The sequence below is a fragment of the Edaphobacter sp. HDX4 genome, from assembly GCF_036877565.1.
GTDB lineage: Bacteria > Acidobacteriota > Terriglobia > Terriglobales > Acidobacteriaceae > Edaphobacter.
On the sequence record NZ_JAEDXW010000016.1, the window covers coordinates 1 to 13,560 of the forward strand.

Sequence of the window (13,560 nt, forward strand, 5' to 3'; positions counted from 1 at the left end):
CCGCGAAGCTCTACGTGACCATCTTCGAAGGCGACGAGGGCGTGCCGCGCGACAACGAGGCCTACCAGTTCTGGCTCGACGCCGGTGTTCCCGCCGAACGTATCTTCGAACTCGGCGCGAAGGATAACTTCTGGGCGATGGGCGACACCGGTCCCTGTGGTCCCTGCAGCGAGATCTACTACGACCTCGGCAAAGAGGCGGGCGAAGATCCCTCCGTCGACAAGCCCTTCGGCGAGGACGAGCAGCGCTACGTCGAGATCTGGAATCTCGTCTTCATGCAGTTCGACCGCACCGTCACCCCCGGCGGCCCGCTCCTCACGCCGCTTCCCAAGCCTTCCATCGACACCGGCATGGGCCTCGAGCGCGTCTCCAGCGTCCTGCAGGGCGTCCTCTCAAACTTCGAGACCGACCTCTTCACCCCGCTCATCAAGCGCGCTGAAGAACTCACCGGCCACAAGGTCGAGCCCGATCATGAGATCGACTCCCGCTCGCAGGCGTCCCTGCGCATCATCGCCGACCACGCCCGCGCCGCCACCTTCCTCATCTCCGACGGCGTCCTTCCCTCAAACGAGGGCCGCGGATACGTCCTCCGCAAGATCATGCGGCGCGGCATCCGCCACGGCCGCCTGCTCGGGCAGGAGAAGCCTTTCATGCACGAGATGGTCTACGCCGTGCGCGACGAGATGGCCGCCGCCTACCCGGAGCTGAAGGAATCCGCCGACCGGGTAGCCAAGGTGGTGCTCGCCGAAGAGCAGCAGTTCGCCCGTACGCTCGAGCTTGGGCTACGCCAGATGAACGAGGAGACGCTGCGCTCCGGTGCTTCCGCCTTCCATCTCTACGAGACCTTTGGCATGCCGCTGGACTTCATGGTCGACGCCGCACGCGATGCTGGCATTCCCTTCGACATGGCCGGCTTCGAACGCGCTCGCGCCGAGGAGCAGGCCCGCGCCCGTGCCTCCTGGAAGGGCGGCTCGCAGAAGTCTGCTGCCCCCGTCTATCGTGAGATCGCCAAGACTGAGTTTGAAGGCTACTCCGCCCTCAAGGTCGAAGGCGCAAAGATCCTCGCGCTGGTAAAGGACGGTGCCGGTGTCCCAGAGCTGAAAGCAGGTGAGCAGGGCGAAGTCGTGCTCGACGCCACCAGCTTTTACGCCGACTCCGGCGGCCAGGTCGGCGACATCGGCTGGCTCTACTCCGACGATCACAACACCGTGGTCGCCGATGTCCTTGGCGCGACCAGGCCCGTCCAGGGAGTCTTCGCCCACAAGGTCAGGGCGCGCGAGACGCTCGCCGTCAACGACACCGTCGATACCGTCGTCGATGCTGCATACCGCCTCGCCACCGAGCGCAATCACACCGGAACCCATCTTCTCCACGCCGCTCTGCGCGAGGTCCTCGGCAAGCACGTCAAGCAGGCCGGATCGCTCGTCAACCAGTCGCGTCTGCGCTTCGACTTCTCGCACTTTGCTGGAGTTGCAGACGAGGAATTGGCCCAGATAGAAGATCTCGTCAACCGCGAAGTCCTCGCCAACACTCCCGTCGAGACCATGGTCGATGTCCCGATCGATGTCGCCGTCAACGAGCTCGGCGCGATGGCGCTCTTCGGCGAAAAGTATGGCGAGCGCGTGCGTGTCGTCAAGATCGGCAACTTCTCCACCGAGCTCTGCGGAGGAACCCACACCGGCGCCACCGGAGAGATCGGTCTGCTCAAGCTCGTCGGCGAAGGCTCCGTCTCAAGCGGCGTCCGGCGTGTCGAGGCCGTCAGCGGAACCGGCGCGCTCTCGGAGTTCCGTCGCGGCTTCGAAGTCGCCCGTGTCGTCGGCCAGATGGTCGGCGCAACCGAGCTCGCTCCTGCCGATGCCCTGCGTCACCGCATCGCCGTGCAGGAAGAAGAGATGAAGAAGCTTCGTCGCGAGCTCGAACAGGTGCGCATGAAGTCTGCCTCCGCTGCCGTCTCCGACGCGGCGGCCACTGCGGTCGAGGTCAAGGGCGTCAAGGTGCTCGCGCAGCGCGTCGACGCTCTCGACAAGAGCCAGATGCGCAATCTGGCCGACGAACTGCGTGGAAAGCTCGGCTCCGGCATCGTCGTCCTCGGAGCCGCTGCAGACGGTCGAGTCTCGCTCATCGTAGCCATCACCAAAGACCTCACCTCGCGCGTGCAGGCGGGCAAGGTCGTCGGCCAGCTTGCCGCTCTCGTCGGAGGCAAGGGAGGCGGCAGGCCCGATCTCGCCGAAGCTGGAGGAAGCGATCCCGCTGCGCTCGATAGCGCTCTCTCCAAAGCGCCTTCCATCGTCGAGGGCCTACTCTCTTAATCAGCTCTCCCCACGAAGCGCTCACTAGAAGGCCGTCATCTTCCGAGACGCAAGGAATCCCCGTTGGAAGCCATCGTCTTCCCATAGAGCCGTCATCCTGAGCGAAAGCGAAGGATCCCTGTATTTCGCCCATGACGTCGATGGTGTCGCGGGCACAATACAAGCATCCTTCCGATGTGCAGGAAGCTATATGCCTGGCCGGACGGCATCCTTCCGACGTCTCTCCGCGCCATGCCGCTAAGATAGAAAGATGCTTTGCGAATGGACGGTCGAATGCGGCGCGGATGACCCGGTCCTTGTCGTCCCCTGGTCCGATCCCGACGACCGATCCCGGCACTTCATTGATCTTCGCGAAAATCCCGACGACCTCGACTGGCTTGAGGAAGCATCGCAGCACCCCTCACTGCTGCACTCCCTGCGCGCTCTCAACGCCACCCGCTCCCCCGTCTTCACTGCCAAATGCGACGTCTGGAAGATGAGTGCGGAAGAACGCGAGCCACTCCTCCATGAACTCGATCTCATCCCCGAGGACGGACCCTCCGGCCTCATCAGCTACATCGATCTTCTCTGGCGCGAGCGCTCCGTCTTCGTCTCCTTCCACCAGCATGAGCAGCTGCTGCACCGCATCACGCGTCTCGCAGCTCCGCTGCAGCATCCCTACGCCATGCTGGAGTGCGTTCTCCGCCCCGCGCTGGTCGATCTCGCCGGTCCGCAGGAAGGCTTCGCCATCAGCCTGTACGTCAAGGCGCTCGGTTATGACGATCGAGCCGCCGAAGCACGCTGGGGCGCGGCTCTTGAAGAGGTCAGCAGCCTGCTGCGCACCCGAGCCTTCGCGACCGCCTGATCGAAGCCACGCTACAGCGAAGCCCGCCATCGGCCAGCAACTCGCCGCCCACGGTAAATGGAACCTCATCTGAGGCAAGAAACGCCGCGGACTTGCAAACTCGACCGCCTCGCCAAACCGCATTCAGAGAATGCTGGTTCTGAATCTCCCCCAGCCACTTTCTTCAGGTCGGCCTCCATGTAGCGCCAGCTTCCGGTATAAACGTGACCCCGCCGCACGGCGCAGATCTTTTTAAGCAAAGTCCGCATCTGCCCCGTTTACAATAAGTGTAGTCACGCCCTCCAGTGAGAGCACGGCTTTAAGGAATTACGCGCGGGCGAGTAGCTCAATCGGATAGAGCACGAGCCTTCTAAGCTCGGGGTTGCAGGTTCGATCCCTGCCTCGCCTACCACCCTCACAACTAATAAGTCGCAAGATTCCTCCAGACTCTGACTCCAGGACTGAAAAATCCTTCACCCCGCGACTGAAGCCCCATGTTCATTCATCCGGGGAAGTCAGGGCCTCTAACAACCCCTGAAGTATTCTCTCGTAGCACCCACATTTACAGATGCTGCGCGTCATCATTCTTGATCGGCATACAACAGGGATAAGCACTTCATCGAAATTTTCGCATCTCACATACGGTATAAATCGCGTTCTGGATAAACTAAGAATCCGTTGACTATGAAACGCATTTTCTTGCTTCTGCCTCTACTCCTTGTCCAGGCGTGTGGTAGCGGAATCGTCATACTGCCTGTCACGAACGATGTGGTTTTTATAGGGGACTCGATCACCGAGCTTTGGGGAGAGCAAGCTGCTTTCAAAGCTCATAAGAACTGGATCAACAAAGGCATCCCGGGGCAAACTTCCAGTGCAATCGCCGGTAGATTCGAGCGTGATGTCCTGCTTCTTCACCCCGGCACCGTCCCTATCCTGGCAGGACGAACGACATTTACCCGGGCTGGGTCCTTTGCAAAGGCGATCGGAACACATGCTCCCGTATGCGATCTATGGTAAGGATGGCCAAGCGCTATGGGATCAAAGTGGTAATCGGGACAATTCCACCCTGGGGATGCTACAGCGACTCCATGTGCGGCTCATCCGCTCCTGATCAGACAGCCTTACGATACGAGCAAATCGCGCAGCTCAATGCGTGGCTGAAGACTTTCGCCGCTGACGAGGGTATTACCCTTGTCGATTATCACGCGGCGCTTACGAGCACTGACGGGCTCCACTATGCCGAAGGGATGACGAGTGATGGAGTTCACCCGGCCCCGGCGGGCTTCGCTGTGATGCAACCTCTCGTCGAGGCACATCTGCCCTAAATCACTGCAAAATCGACTCGGATTGGTTCGCCTGAAACCATCCTCTCTATTCGAGAGAGTCGCGGAAACCTAACAGCGTGACCGTTTCTCCCTCGGGTCGCAGGTTCGATCCCTGCCTCGCCTACCAAACCTCTGCGCGGGCTGTCTCTCCTCTGCAAAAAACGAAGCCCTCAGGCCTCCATCAACTCATCTTCTCTCGTCGGGTGGCAAAGGTCCTGGTCGGTGCTGCGGCACCCAAACGAATGGCGGAGCGCAGCCAGCGCAATCAGCACAATCGCCAGTCCGCATACGCCGTTCCATCGCCAGTGGACCCACGCCATCGTCGACAGTGCTGACCCTGCGGCAGCTCCCGTGAAGTAGAGGGTCATGTAAACCGTATTCAACCGGCTGCGCGCCGAAGGGTCCAGCCCGAAGATCCTCGTTTGGTTTGCCACCTGGCACATCTGCGCTCCCACATCCAACACGATCACCCCAAGGGCCAGCGCCACCAGGTGCAGCGCCGTCGCCATATGCAGCCGCTCCTGCCCCCAGAGCACAACGTACGATAACGCCAGCAGCGCCATTCCCACCGAGATCACCCAGCGCGAACCGTGCTTGTCGGCCATTCGGCCAGCCATCGGAGCCACCAGCGCTCCTGCGGCTCCCACCAGTCCGAACGTTCCGGCGACACCTGCGCCCAGGCGGTAGTGACTCTCCAGCAGAAAGGCCAGCGTCGTCCAGAAGCAGCTGAACGAGGCAAACACCAAGCCTCCGATCGCACTCGATTCGCGCAGCAGAGGCTGCGTCCTGTAGAGCGTCCACAGCGATCGCATCGCATCGCCGTAGCTGAGTTTCTGCTTCGGTGGAAGCTTCGGCATCACCCGCCACAACAGCGGAACGAAGATCCCATTCATCACTGCGGCCACGCCAAAGACGTATCTCCAGCCCGAGATGTGGCTCACCCATCCCGCGAAGGTGCGGGCCAGCAGAATCCCCAGCAGCAGCCCCGTCATCACCGTGCCGATAGCGCGGCCACGTTCCTCATGGCTGACAAGGTCCGGCGCAATCGGCAGAACGATGTGCGTCACCGAGGCCAGCAGTCCAATCACCACCGAACCCACAATCAGAAAGCTGAGCGTCGGAGAAAAGGCTACCAGCAGCAGCCCGGCAGCGACCGCGGCATACATCCGCATCATGAGGGCGCGCCGCTCCAGAACATCTCCCAGCGGAACAAAGCAGAGCAGCCCCAGCGCATAGCCGACCTGGGTCGCCACGGCGATAAACCCCGTGCGTCCAGCCGTTGCGCCGTACGTCCGGCCAATCTCCTCCAGCAGCGGCTGGTTGTAATACATCGTAGAAACCCCGACCGCGCATGCGACGCCGAGGAAGGGAAGGGGAGTTCGCTGCGGGTTCGGTTTCTTGGTCATCAGCAAAATGAACTAAGTACCAGTCTAAAACCTTTAAGCAGTCACAGTCGTCGCCTTTCTCATCTGGGGTCACCCTGCGCGCAGCGAAGTCGAAAGATCTGCGGTCTCCATCCTCGAACTCCTCTCCGTTTCTCAATCGCCCATCCACCGGCTAAACTCACCACTTGCATCTTCTCTGAGGTCACAACCACATGGTTCAAACCAGCCCCGCAGCCCTAACCCAGCTCACCGACGACGAGCGCATGTTTCGCGACACGGTTCGCCGGTTTGCCGCCGCAGAGATCGCACCCCTCGTCCGTTCCATGGACGACTCGCAGCAGATGGACCCAAAGCTTCTCCACCAGCTCTTCTCTCTCGGCCTGATGGGGATCGAGGTGCCCGAGCAATACGGCGGCGCCGCAGGCACCTTCTTCGAGGCCATCCTCGCCGTCGAAGAAGTCTCTGCGGTCGATCCCGCAGTCGGAGTTCTGGTCGACGTGCAGAACACGCTGTGCATCAATGCTCTCGTGCGCTGGGGCAACGAAGACCAGAAGCTGCGCTACCTTCCGCGCCTCGCCGCCGACACCATCGGTGCCTACGCCCTCAGCGAAGCCGCCTCCGGCTCCGACGCCTTCGCCCTCGAGACCCGCGCCACACGATACGGAGACGAATACGTTCTCAACGGGCAAAAGCTCTGGATCACCAACGCAAAGGAGGCCGGTCTCTTCATCGTCTTCGCGACCATCGATCGCGACGCCGGCTACAAGGGCATCACGGCTTTTCTGATCGAAAAGGACGCCCCCGGTTTCACTCTTGGCAAAAAGGAAGACAAACTCGGCATCCGCGCCTCCAGCACCTGCGAGCTCGTCTTTCGCGACTGCCGCGTCTCCGCCGCCAACGTTCTGGGAGAACCCGGTAAGGGATACAGGATTGCGATCGAAACCCTCAACGAAGGGCGCATCGGCATCGGTGCCCAGATGGTCGGCCTCGCCCAGGGAGCATGGCAGCACGCCGCTCGTTGGGCGAAAGAGCGCAAGCAGTTCGGCAAGGCCCTCGTGGATTTCCAGGCCATGCAATTCCAGCTCGCCGGGATGGCGACCGAGATCGAGGCCGCCCGCCTGCTGGTCTATAACGCCGCCCGCCTCAAGGACGCGGGCCAGCCCTTCCTCAAGGAGGCGGCGATGGCCAAGTACTTTGCCTCGCAGGTAGCCGAGCGCGTCGCCTCACTGGCGGTGGAGGTCTTCGGCGGCTCAGGCTTCGTCAAGGACTACCCCGTCGAGAAGCTCTACCGTGACGCAAAGATCGGCAAGATCTATGAAGGGACCTCCTTCATGCAGCTCGCGACGATCGCAAAGCTGATCCTCTAGAGGCTTGGTTCACCGCAGGGCTGTCAAGCGCCAGATTCTGTAAGCTGCAGAGTTGGAAGTAGATATACCTGCCGATTCTCCCCTTCCATTCTTCTATCCTTTAACCAGGGATCAAGTAGCGATCGAGGTGACCAGGGGAATTTGCGTCAGGATCTCCCTAAGTGATCAACCTAACTCGTTCAGATTCAGGATTTTGCAGGGTTCTCGCCTACATCGGCTAGCGCTTTCAATGATTTACGCAATTGCAAGGACAGGAGATCCAAGGCTAAGTCGTCTTGTTTGAGGATTTTGCGTAATATTAGGGGATGGGCTACCCGGCGCGGACCAGTCTTCCACGTCGGCTCACGATCGACAGCTTCTCTGACTTGAGAATCTTTCGAGCCTGCTCCCGCGCATGATTGGACCATGGCCCAGTCGGATCCAGCCGCACATAGGTCAGCCAGTGCCGCAGAGCCCTCCGTTTGTGCCCCTGCCGCTCGTAGGCAAGCGCCAGGTTGTAATGAGCGTCCGCATACTGCGGAACCAGTGTGACCGCCTTCTGGTAGGCCAACGTCGCCTCATCCAGGTGCTGCATCTCGTCCAGCACGTTGCCCAGGTCGAAGAACGCGAGGGCATACTCCGGGTCGGCGATCGTCGCCCGGCGATACAGCCCCTCGGCCAGTTCGAACTGGCGCAGGTTGTAGTAGATCGTTCCCAGGTTGATCAGCGCCGGTGCATGATTCGGCTGGGCGGCAAGAATGGCTTCGTACAGCGTGGCCGCCTGGGGAATCGTCGCCGGCTTCTCCTCCATCTGTACGGCGCGAAGGAACATCTCCTGCAGCGCTGCCGTCCTCTGGGCCGGATTGGTCGTGCGAAGTTCGGTGTTGTAGACGATCTCCTGCCGCGAACGGACCGAGGCGTCGAAGTCGAAGGCAAGCTGCTGCGTCAGCGGATCGACCAGAACGCCGCCCAGGCGGAACGCAAGGTGCGATCCGTGGCGTACGGCCGAGCTCTCGAGCAGGGGATTCTGCATCCCCGCGACTCGCTGCATCGCATCCACAGACGCGCGGATGCTCTTGGCTGAGATGCGCGTCCGCGTCTTTGCCGCATGGGCCTGAAGATCGCGCAGGGCACGAAGCTGTCCCAGGTCTTCAAACGTGTACTGTTCTTTGAGAGAGAGAAGTCCGGCCCGCTCCCACGACATCAACTGCCGCGGGTTCAGGTGCAGGATCCGAAGTACGTCTTGACGGCTATATCGGGTCACGGTGGTGTCTCGGTGGCAACCGTCTTCGAAGGCCACAACTTCTTGTTGGAGTATCCTTCGAAACCCTGCGCCCATCAAGCCTTTTGAAGGCTGTGAGGTTAAATTTCCGTGGATAACGTGTACCAAATCGGATTCGGCCCTCTCGGCTATGCTTGCATCGGGAGTCAGATTTGACCGTAAACAACCGCATCCTCGTGCTGGGAAGCTTTGTCGCCGACCTTGCGTTTCACGTCAACGCACTTCCTGCCTGGGGCGAAACCCGCATGGGTTCCTCCTTCGTCATCGGGCCCGGAGGCAAGGGATCCAACCAGGCCGTCGCCGCGGCGCGTGCCGGAGGCGATGTCTGCTTCATCACGAAGCTGGGGAACGACTCCTTCGGAGAGATGGCTCGCAGCCTCTATCGTGATGAGGGGATCGATGCGAGCTTTATCGCCAGTACATCGCAGGCTACGGGTGCGGCGGCGATCATTCTGGATGAGAGACGCGGAGAGAACGCCATCATCATCGTTCCCGGTGCGTGCTTTGAACTCACCGCCGAAGAGGTGGCCCGCGCCGAGCAGGCCATCGCTGCCTCCAGCATCTTTATCGCCCAACTTGAGCTTCCGGTCGCGGTCGTCGAACACGGTTTGCGCCTCGCACGCAAACACGGAGTCAGGACCATCCTGAACCCGGCTCCGGCAATGCCGCTGCCCGACAGCATCTACGGCCTGTGCGACTACATCACGCCCAACGAGACGGAGGCCGCGGCTCTCACCGGGATTGAGGTGGAAGACGTAGATGCGGCGGAGCGGGCCGCGGAGGCCTTGCTCAATCGCGGAGTGGCAAACATCGCCATCACGCTTGGCGCCAACGGTGTCCTGCTGAAGAACCACGAGCTCACTGCTCACCTGCCTGCAATCGATGCAGGCCCGGTCCTTGAGACGACAGGCGCGGGAGATGCCTTCAACGGCGGCCTCGCAGTCGCGTTGGCAGAAGGCAGGGGACTGGAAGAGGCGGCACGCTTCGCCTGCGCTGCCGCAGGTATCTCGGTCACACGAGCCGGGACCGCGCCCTCGATGCCGCGCCGCGAAGAGATTGAAGCCGTTCTCGCCTCAGCGCTCGATCGCTGACCGGGCTGCGGCACGCGCATCGCGAACCAGATCGGGGAGGCCGACCCCGCGATAACCGTTGCCAAGCAGATACAGACCGTCGAGCCCTCGGACACGTTGGTCCAGCTCTTCCATTCGCTCCAGATGGCCGACGGCGTACTGCGGAAGCGAGTGCGGCCAGCGTCGCAGCCCCGTCACTCGCGGCTCGGGCAGCGGTCCGAGGATTCGCGCCAGCTCCATCCGCGCGATGACAGCAGTCTCATCGTTGCTGCACTGCATCACGCGTGTGGCGGAGCGTCCTCCAAAGAAGGCGCGCAAAAGACGGCCGCCGGGGGGCACGCGATCCGGGAACTTCTGATCCATGAAGGTGCAGGCCAGGAGAAGACTGCGCGAGTCCGGCGGTACGAGAAATCCGAATCCCGGCGGCACGGGAACCTGGGATGCGTCGTCGAAGCCGAATCCAACGACGACGGCAGAGCTGGCGTCCATCTGCATCAGCTCGGCTGCACGCGTATCGACCGGGTGCAGAAGGGCGCGCGCGGCGTGGATGGGAGCCGCCAGGAAGACGGCGTCGAAGCTCTGCTCTCCTTTGTCGGTCGTCAGGAGCCAGCCATCCCTCTCTAGCAGCAGAGCGGTCGCCTCGACCCCGAGGTGAATCCAGTTCTGAGGGATCGCCGCAACCATCCGGTCGATCAGCGTACCGAGTCCGCTTCGGAGGGTAGTAAACAAAGCTGTCTTGCGATCTTTGGCTGCGCGTGCCTGCAGGCAGGCGATCAGACTGCCGTGCTCTCTCTCCATGGCGACAAAAGGAGCCATAACGGCGCGGACACTGAGCTGCGTAACATCGCCACCAAAGACGCCGCTCAACAGTGGTGCTCCGATCTTGTCGAGGACCTCGTCGCCGAAGTGCCGCCGCACAAACTGCGCCACACTCTCGTCTTGATCGGGCGCCTGCGTCTTCAGCTCTTCGGCTCGCGCGATCTCGCGGTGGAAGGCCTCTTTGGCATCCACACTGAAGAGATCCGATGCATCCACAGCGGCGAGATCCGCCGGAACCATCATGCGCATGCCGTTGGGCATGGCCTTCAGGATGTTGTCGATGAGCACGTAGGTTCGGCGCTGCTCGTCGTTGGAAGAGATCAGTTCATCGCCCAGCCCCAGCTCAACGGCGAGATCACGCGCCCAGGGCTTCTCGCTGACCCAGCCATCGGGTCCGCCTTCAATGATGAATCCGCCCTCGCGAGTGGTCTCGACGATTCCGCCGAGCCGCGACGAGGCTTCGAACAGGGCAACGTGCAGCGGCTCTCTGCCCTCTGCCTGTCTCGCCAGTTCGTAGGCCGCGGTTATACCTGCAATTCCGCCGCCGATGATCGCGATTCGTCCCGGTTGAGGCATCAACCAACCTTTGCTGCGGTGAGTTGACCTGTCTCGGCCTGCTGTTCGCGCCGTGCGATTTCGGCGAGAGCGCGGGTCAAGGTTGGAGAATCGTTGAGGCTGTCGGCTCTCCACAGTTTCAGCCCCAGCGCATCGGCTAGTTCCTTGAACGCGATGTCGATGTCGTAGAGAACCTCGACGTGATCGCAGACGAAGCCGACCGGCTGCATGACGACGCCGGTGTGACCGGCGGCCCTGAGCGCTTTGAGGGTATCTTCGACGGTCGGTCCGATCCACGGTCCGCCACTGACACCCTGGCTCTGAAAGGCGAAATACCAATCGCTTCCGGTCAGACCCTCTGCGCTGAGCCGCTCAGCGACCAGTGCTGCTGTCCTCTTCGCCTCAACGGGATAAGGATCGGGTGTGTCCTGCATGGGAGTTCCCGGACGCGCTCCTGCGATGGATGCTTCTCCGGTCATGATGGTGCGGCAGGGAACGCTGTGAGCGGTGAACAGGACTGGGGCGTTGGTTCCAAGCTCAGCGCTGGCAGCGGACCAGACGGGCTGAAGCTTCTCTGCGAACGCCTCGACCAGACGAGGGTTTTCAGCCCAACCGGCTACGAACTCAACCTCGATCTCGTTCGCGGCTGCCATGAGCGCCCGGCGATAGAGGCCGACGCTGGTGCGTGAGTTCTGCGGAGCCAGGCAGATGGCGCGAATTTTAGTGACACCGTCGGCCCGCATCTGCGCGACCACGTCTGCTATATATGGCGACCAGTTCCGCATCGCGATGTAGACGCGGGTGTCTCCAAGTGCCTGCTCGAGAGCATGTCCCTGGGCGAGCGTCCACTTGGTCAGAGGCGGCGGTTCGGTACCGGGTGCGTCGCCCAGACCGATCTGAGCGTAGCGATGCTTCAACTCCTCGACCACTTCGTTGGGCAGGGCACGGCCGCCGGTTACCTTGCTGAGATATTCGGCCATCTCGCCAAGAGCGTTGGGAGTTCCATGAGCGAGCAGGAGGACAGCGTGGCTCATCGTGCCCCGAACTCCTTGACCCACTGCACGGTCTGGATGACGTTTTCAACCGGGGTTCCGGGAACGATGCCGTGGCCGAGATTAAAGATGTGACCGGGACGACCGGCGGCAGCTTCGAGCACCTCATGGACTCGCGAACGGAGCACGTCGTGAGGAGCGAAGAGCGCGATGGGATCGAGGTTTCCCTGGACGGCACAGTTCTCGCCAAGAGCTTTCCAGCCTTCCGCAAGCGGAATGCGCCAATCGAGCCCAATGACATCGGCTCCGGTCTGCCGCATGGTCGGAAGAAGCGAGGCGGTATCGACGCCAAAATAGATGACCGGAACACCCATTGCCTGGACGCGCCTTACCAGTTCGATCGTCGGTTTCAGACAGTATTCGCTGTAGTCGGTCACGCCGAGCGCACCGGCCCAGCTATCGAAGATCTGGATAACATCGGCACCGGCCTGGACCTGCTGGGCGGCGTAACAGGTCAACACGTCAATGAGCTTTTCCATCAGGAGCGGCCAGGCGGCGCGGTCGCTGTACATCATGCGCTTGGTTTCGATGTAGTTGCGTGAGGAGCCGCCCTCGATCATGTAGCTCGCCAGCGTGAATGGGGCTCCGCAGAATCCGATGATGCCCAGCTGGTCGCCGTCATCGCGAGGGGCAGAGAAGTGGTGCGCCACCTTCTCGATGGCCTGGGCGACATATCCCAGTTCGTCGACACGATCAGTGCGAACGGCGCGAACCTGTTCGAGCGTGCGCACGGGCGTGTGAACAACCGGCCCCTCACCGGCAAGGAACTCAAAGTCGACACCCATCGGGGTGAAGGGTAGAAGGAGGTCGGCGAAGATGATGGCGGCATCGACGCCGAGCCTTTCGGCGGCTGTGATTGTGACCTCGGCGGCGATGTCGGGGGTTCTGCAGATCTCAAGCAGCGAATGATGCTTGCGGACCGCCATATACTCCGGCATGTATCGGCCAGCCTGGCGCAGCAGCCAGACCGGGGTACGATCCACCGTCTGGCGCAGGCAAGCTCTTACAAAACGGCTGGTGCCGCGCACGTGAGATGTTTCAATGACGGCTTCGCTGCCCGCTTCCAGGGATGCATCACTCAACGCTTGACTCCTCTTTCATGAGCGTAGCACCCGCAGCCACGCGGGTTCCAGCGAGCGAGGGCGATAGTACGATGCACGTCTCGAAGATGCTTCTGACCATCCAAGGGCATCAATACGCCGGTCTATCTGGAAGGTTAGGGAAACGAACCTTTCGCGGCGGGTAAAAGCTTTCGCTTCAGTCTTCCAGGCGAAAGGTGCACTCTTCGATGACGGGGTTCGTGAGAACCTCGCGCGCGATGCGGGCTACCTCGGCCTCGGCTTCGGCGCGCTCCAGTCCATCGTCGAGTGTGAGCACAAAATACTTCCCCTGCCGGACATCGGCCACTCCGCGATACTGCATTCTGCGCAGCGCGTCCGCGACTGTCTGCCCCTGGGCATCCAGCACGGTTCGTTTCAACGTGACATAGACATGTGCCTTCATCTTGTTTGATTATAGACATGGCGCGACTTTCAGCCCTATGCTCCTCGATCTGAAAGGCACTCGATCATCCATGGCCGCGTTGGCCCCCAGT

Annotated in this window: 12 protein-coding genes and 1 tRNA gene; 7 read left to right on the forward strand and 6 right to left on the reverse strand. The window is 61.5% G+C overall.

Annotation, left to right across the window (positions count from 1 at the left end):
- The 5 genes from alaS to JAO29_RS15375 all read left to right on the forward strand — a co-directional run.
- Positions 1-2,309 (forward strand): alanine--tRNA ligase (alaS, locus tag JAO29_RS15355; protein WP_334269124.1); only part of this gene is annotated, 2,309 nt, incomplete at its 5' end.
- Positions 2,310-2,559: 250 nt separating this feature from the next.
- Positions 2,560-3,153, forward strand: a complete 594-nt coding sequence (locus tag JAO29_RS15360) for a hypothetical protein (RefSeq protein ID WP_334269125.1) — start codon at positions 2,560-2,562, stop codon at positions 3,151-3,153.
- Between the two features lie 314 nt (positions 3,154-3,467).
- Positions 3,468-3,544, forward strand: a tRNA-Arg gene (locus JAO29_RS15365).
- Between the two features lie 272 nt (positions 3,545-3,816).
- Entirely contained in the window at positions 3,817-4,149 is a 333-nt protein-coding gene (locus JAO29_RS15370; protein ID WP_334269126.1) for a hypothetical protein, read from the forward strand.
- The gene (locus JAO29_RS15375) at positions 4,134-4,457 is read left to right on the forward strand and encodes a GDSL-type esterase/lipase family protein (protein WP_334269127.1); all 324 of its coding nucleotides are present in this window, start codon (positions 4,134-4,136) and stop codon (positions 4,455-4,457) included. The genes JAO29_RS15370 and JAO29_RS15375 overlap by 16 nt, the downstream gene beginning before the upstream one ends.
- A 170-nt stretch (positions 4,458-4,627) precedes the next feature.
- Here the strand turns inward: JAO29_RS15375 and JAO29_RS15380 are convergent, their stop codons facing one another.
- The gene (locus JAO29_RS15380; protein WP_334269128.1) at positions 4,628-5,863 is read right to left on the reverse strand and encodes an MFS transporter; all 1,236 of its coding nucleotides are present in this window, start codon (positions 5,861-5,863) and stop codon (positions 4,628-4,630) included.
- 191 nt (positions 5,864-6,054) lie between these two features.
- On the opposite strand from JAO29_RS15380, the gene JAO29_RS15385 reads away from it, so the two are divergent.
- Positions 6,055-7,209, forward strand: coding sequence for an acyl-CoA dehydrogenase (locus JAO29_RS15385; RefSeq protein WP_334269129.1), 1,155 nt, complete (start codon positions 6,055-6,057; stop codon positions 7,207-7,209).
- 310 nt (positions 7,210-7,519) lie between these two features.
- Here the strand turns inward: JAO29_RS15385 and JAO29_RS15390 are convergent, their stop codons facing one another.
- The gene (locus tag JAO29_RS15390) at positions 7,520-8,452 is read right to left on the reverse strand and encodes a tetratricopeptide repeat protein (RefSeq protein ID WP_334269130.1); all 933 of its coding nucleotides are present in this window, start codon (positions 8,450-8,452) and stop codon (positions 7,520-7,522) included.
- A 170-nt stretch (positions 8,453-8,622) separates the two neighbouring features.
- On the opposite strand from JAO29_RS15390, the gene rbsK reads away from it, so the two are divergent.
- Entirely contained in the window at positions 8,623-9,561 is a 939-nt protein-coding gene (gene rbsK, locus JAO29_RS15395; RefSeq protein ID WP_334269131.1) for a ribokinase, read from the forward strand.
- Here rbsK and hemG read toward each other — a convergent pair.
- The 4 genes from hemG to purS all read right to left on the reverse strand — a co-directional run bounded on the left by hemG (position 9,544) and on the right by purS (position 13,469).
- Complete coding sequence (gene hemG / locus JAO29_RS15400; protein ID WP_334269132.1) at positions 9,544-10,935, reverse strand: protoporphyrinogen oxidase; 1,392 nt, start codon at positions 10,933-10,935, stop codon at positions 9,544-9,546. The genes rbsK and hemG overlap by 18 nt on opposite strands.
- Positions 10,935-11,948 (reverse strand): ferrochelatase, encoded by a 1,014-nt coding sequence (locus JAO29_RS15405; RefSeq protein WP_334269133.1) that lies wholly within the window; start codon positions 11,946-11,948, stop codon positions 10,935-10,937. Before JAO29_RS15405 ends, hemG begins: the two co-directional genes overlap by 1 nt.
- Positions 11,945-13,048 carry a uroporphyrinogen decarboxylase gene (hemE, locus tag JAO29_RS15410; RefSeq protein WP_442886407.1) on the reverse strand — a complete coding sequence of 368 codons (1,104 nt, stop codon included), beginning with the start codon at positions 13,046-13,048 and terminating at the stop codon, positions 11,945-11,947. Before hemE ends, JAO29_RS15405 begins: the two co-directional genes overlap by 4 nt.
- Positions 13,049-13,223: 175 nt before the next feature.
- Positions 13,224-13,469 (reverse strand): phosphoribosylformylglycinamidine synthase subunit PurS, encoded by a 246-nt coding sequence (gene purS / locus JAO29_RS15415; protein WP_334269134.1) that lies wholly within the window; start codon positions 13,467-13,469, stop codon positions 13,224-13,226.
- Positions 13,470-13,560: the final 91 nt, after the last annotated feature.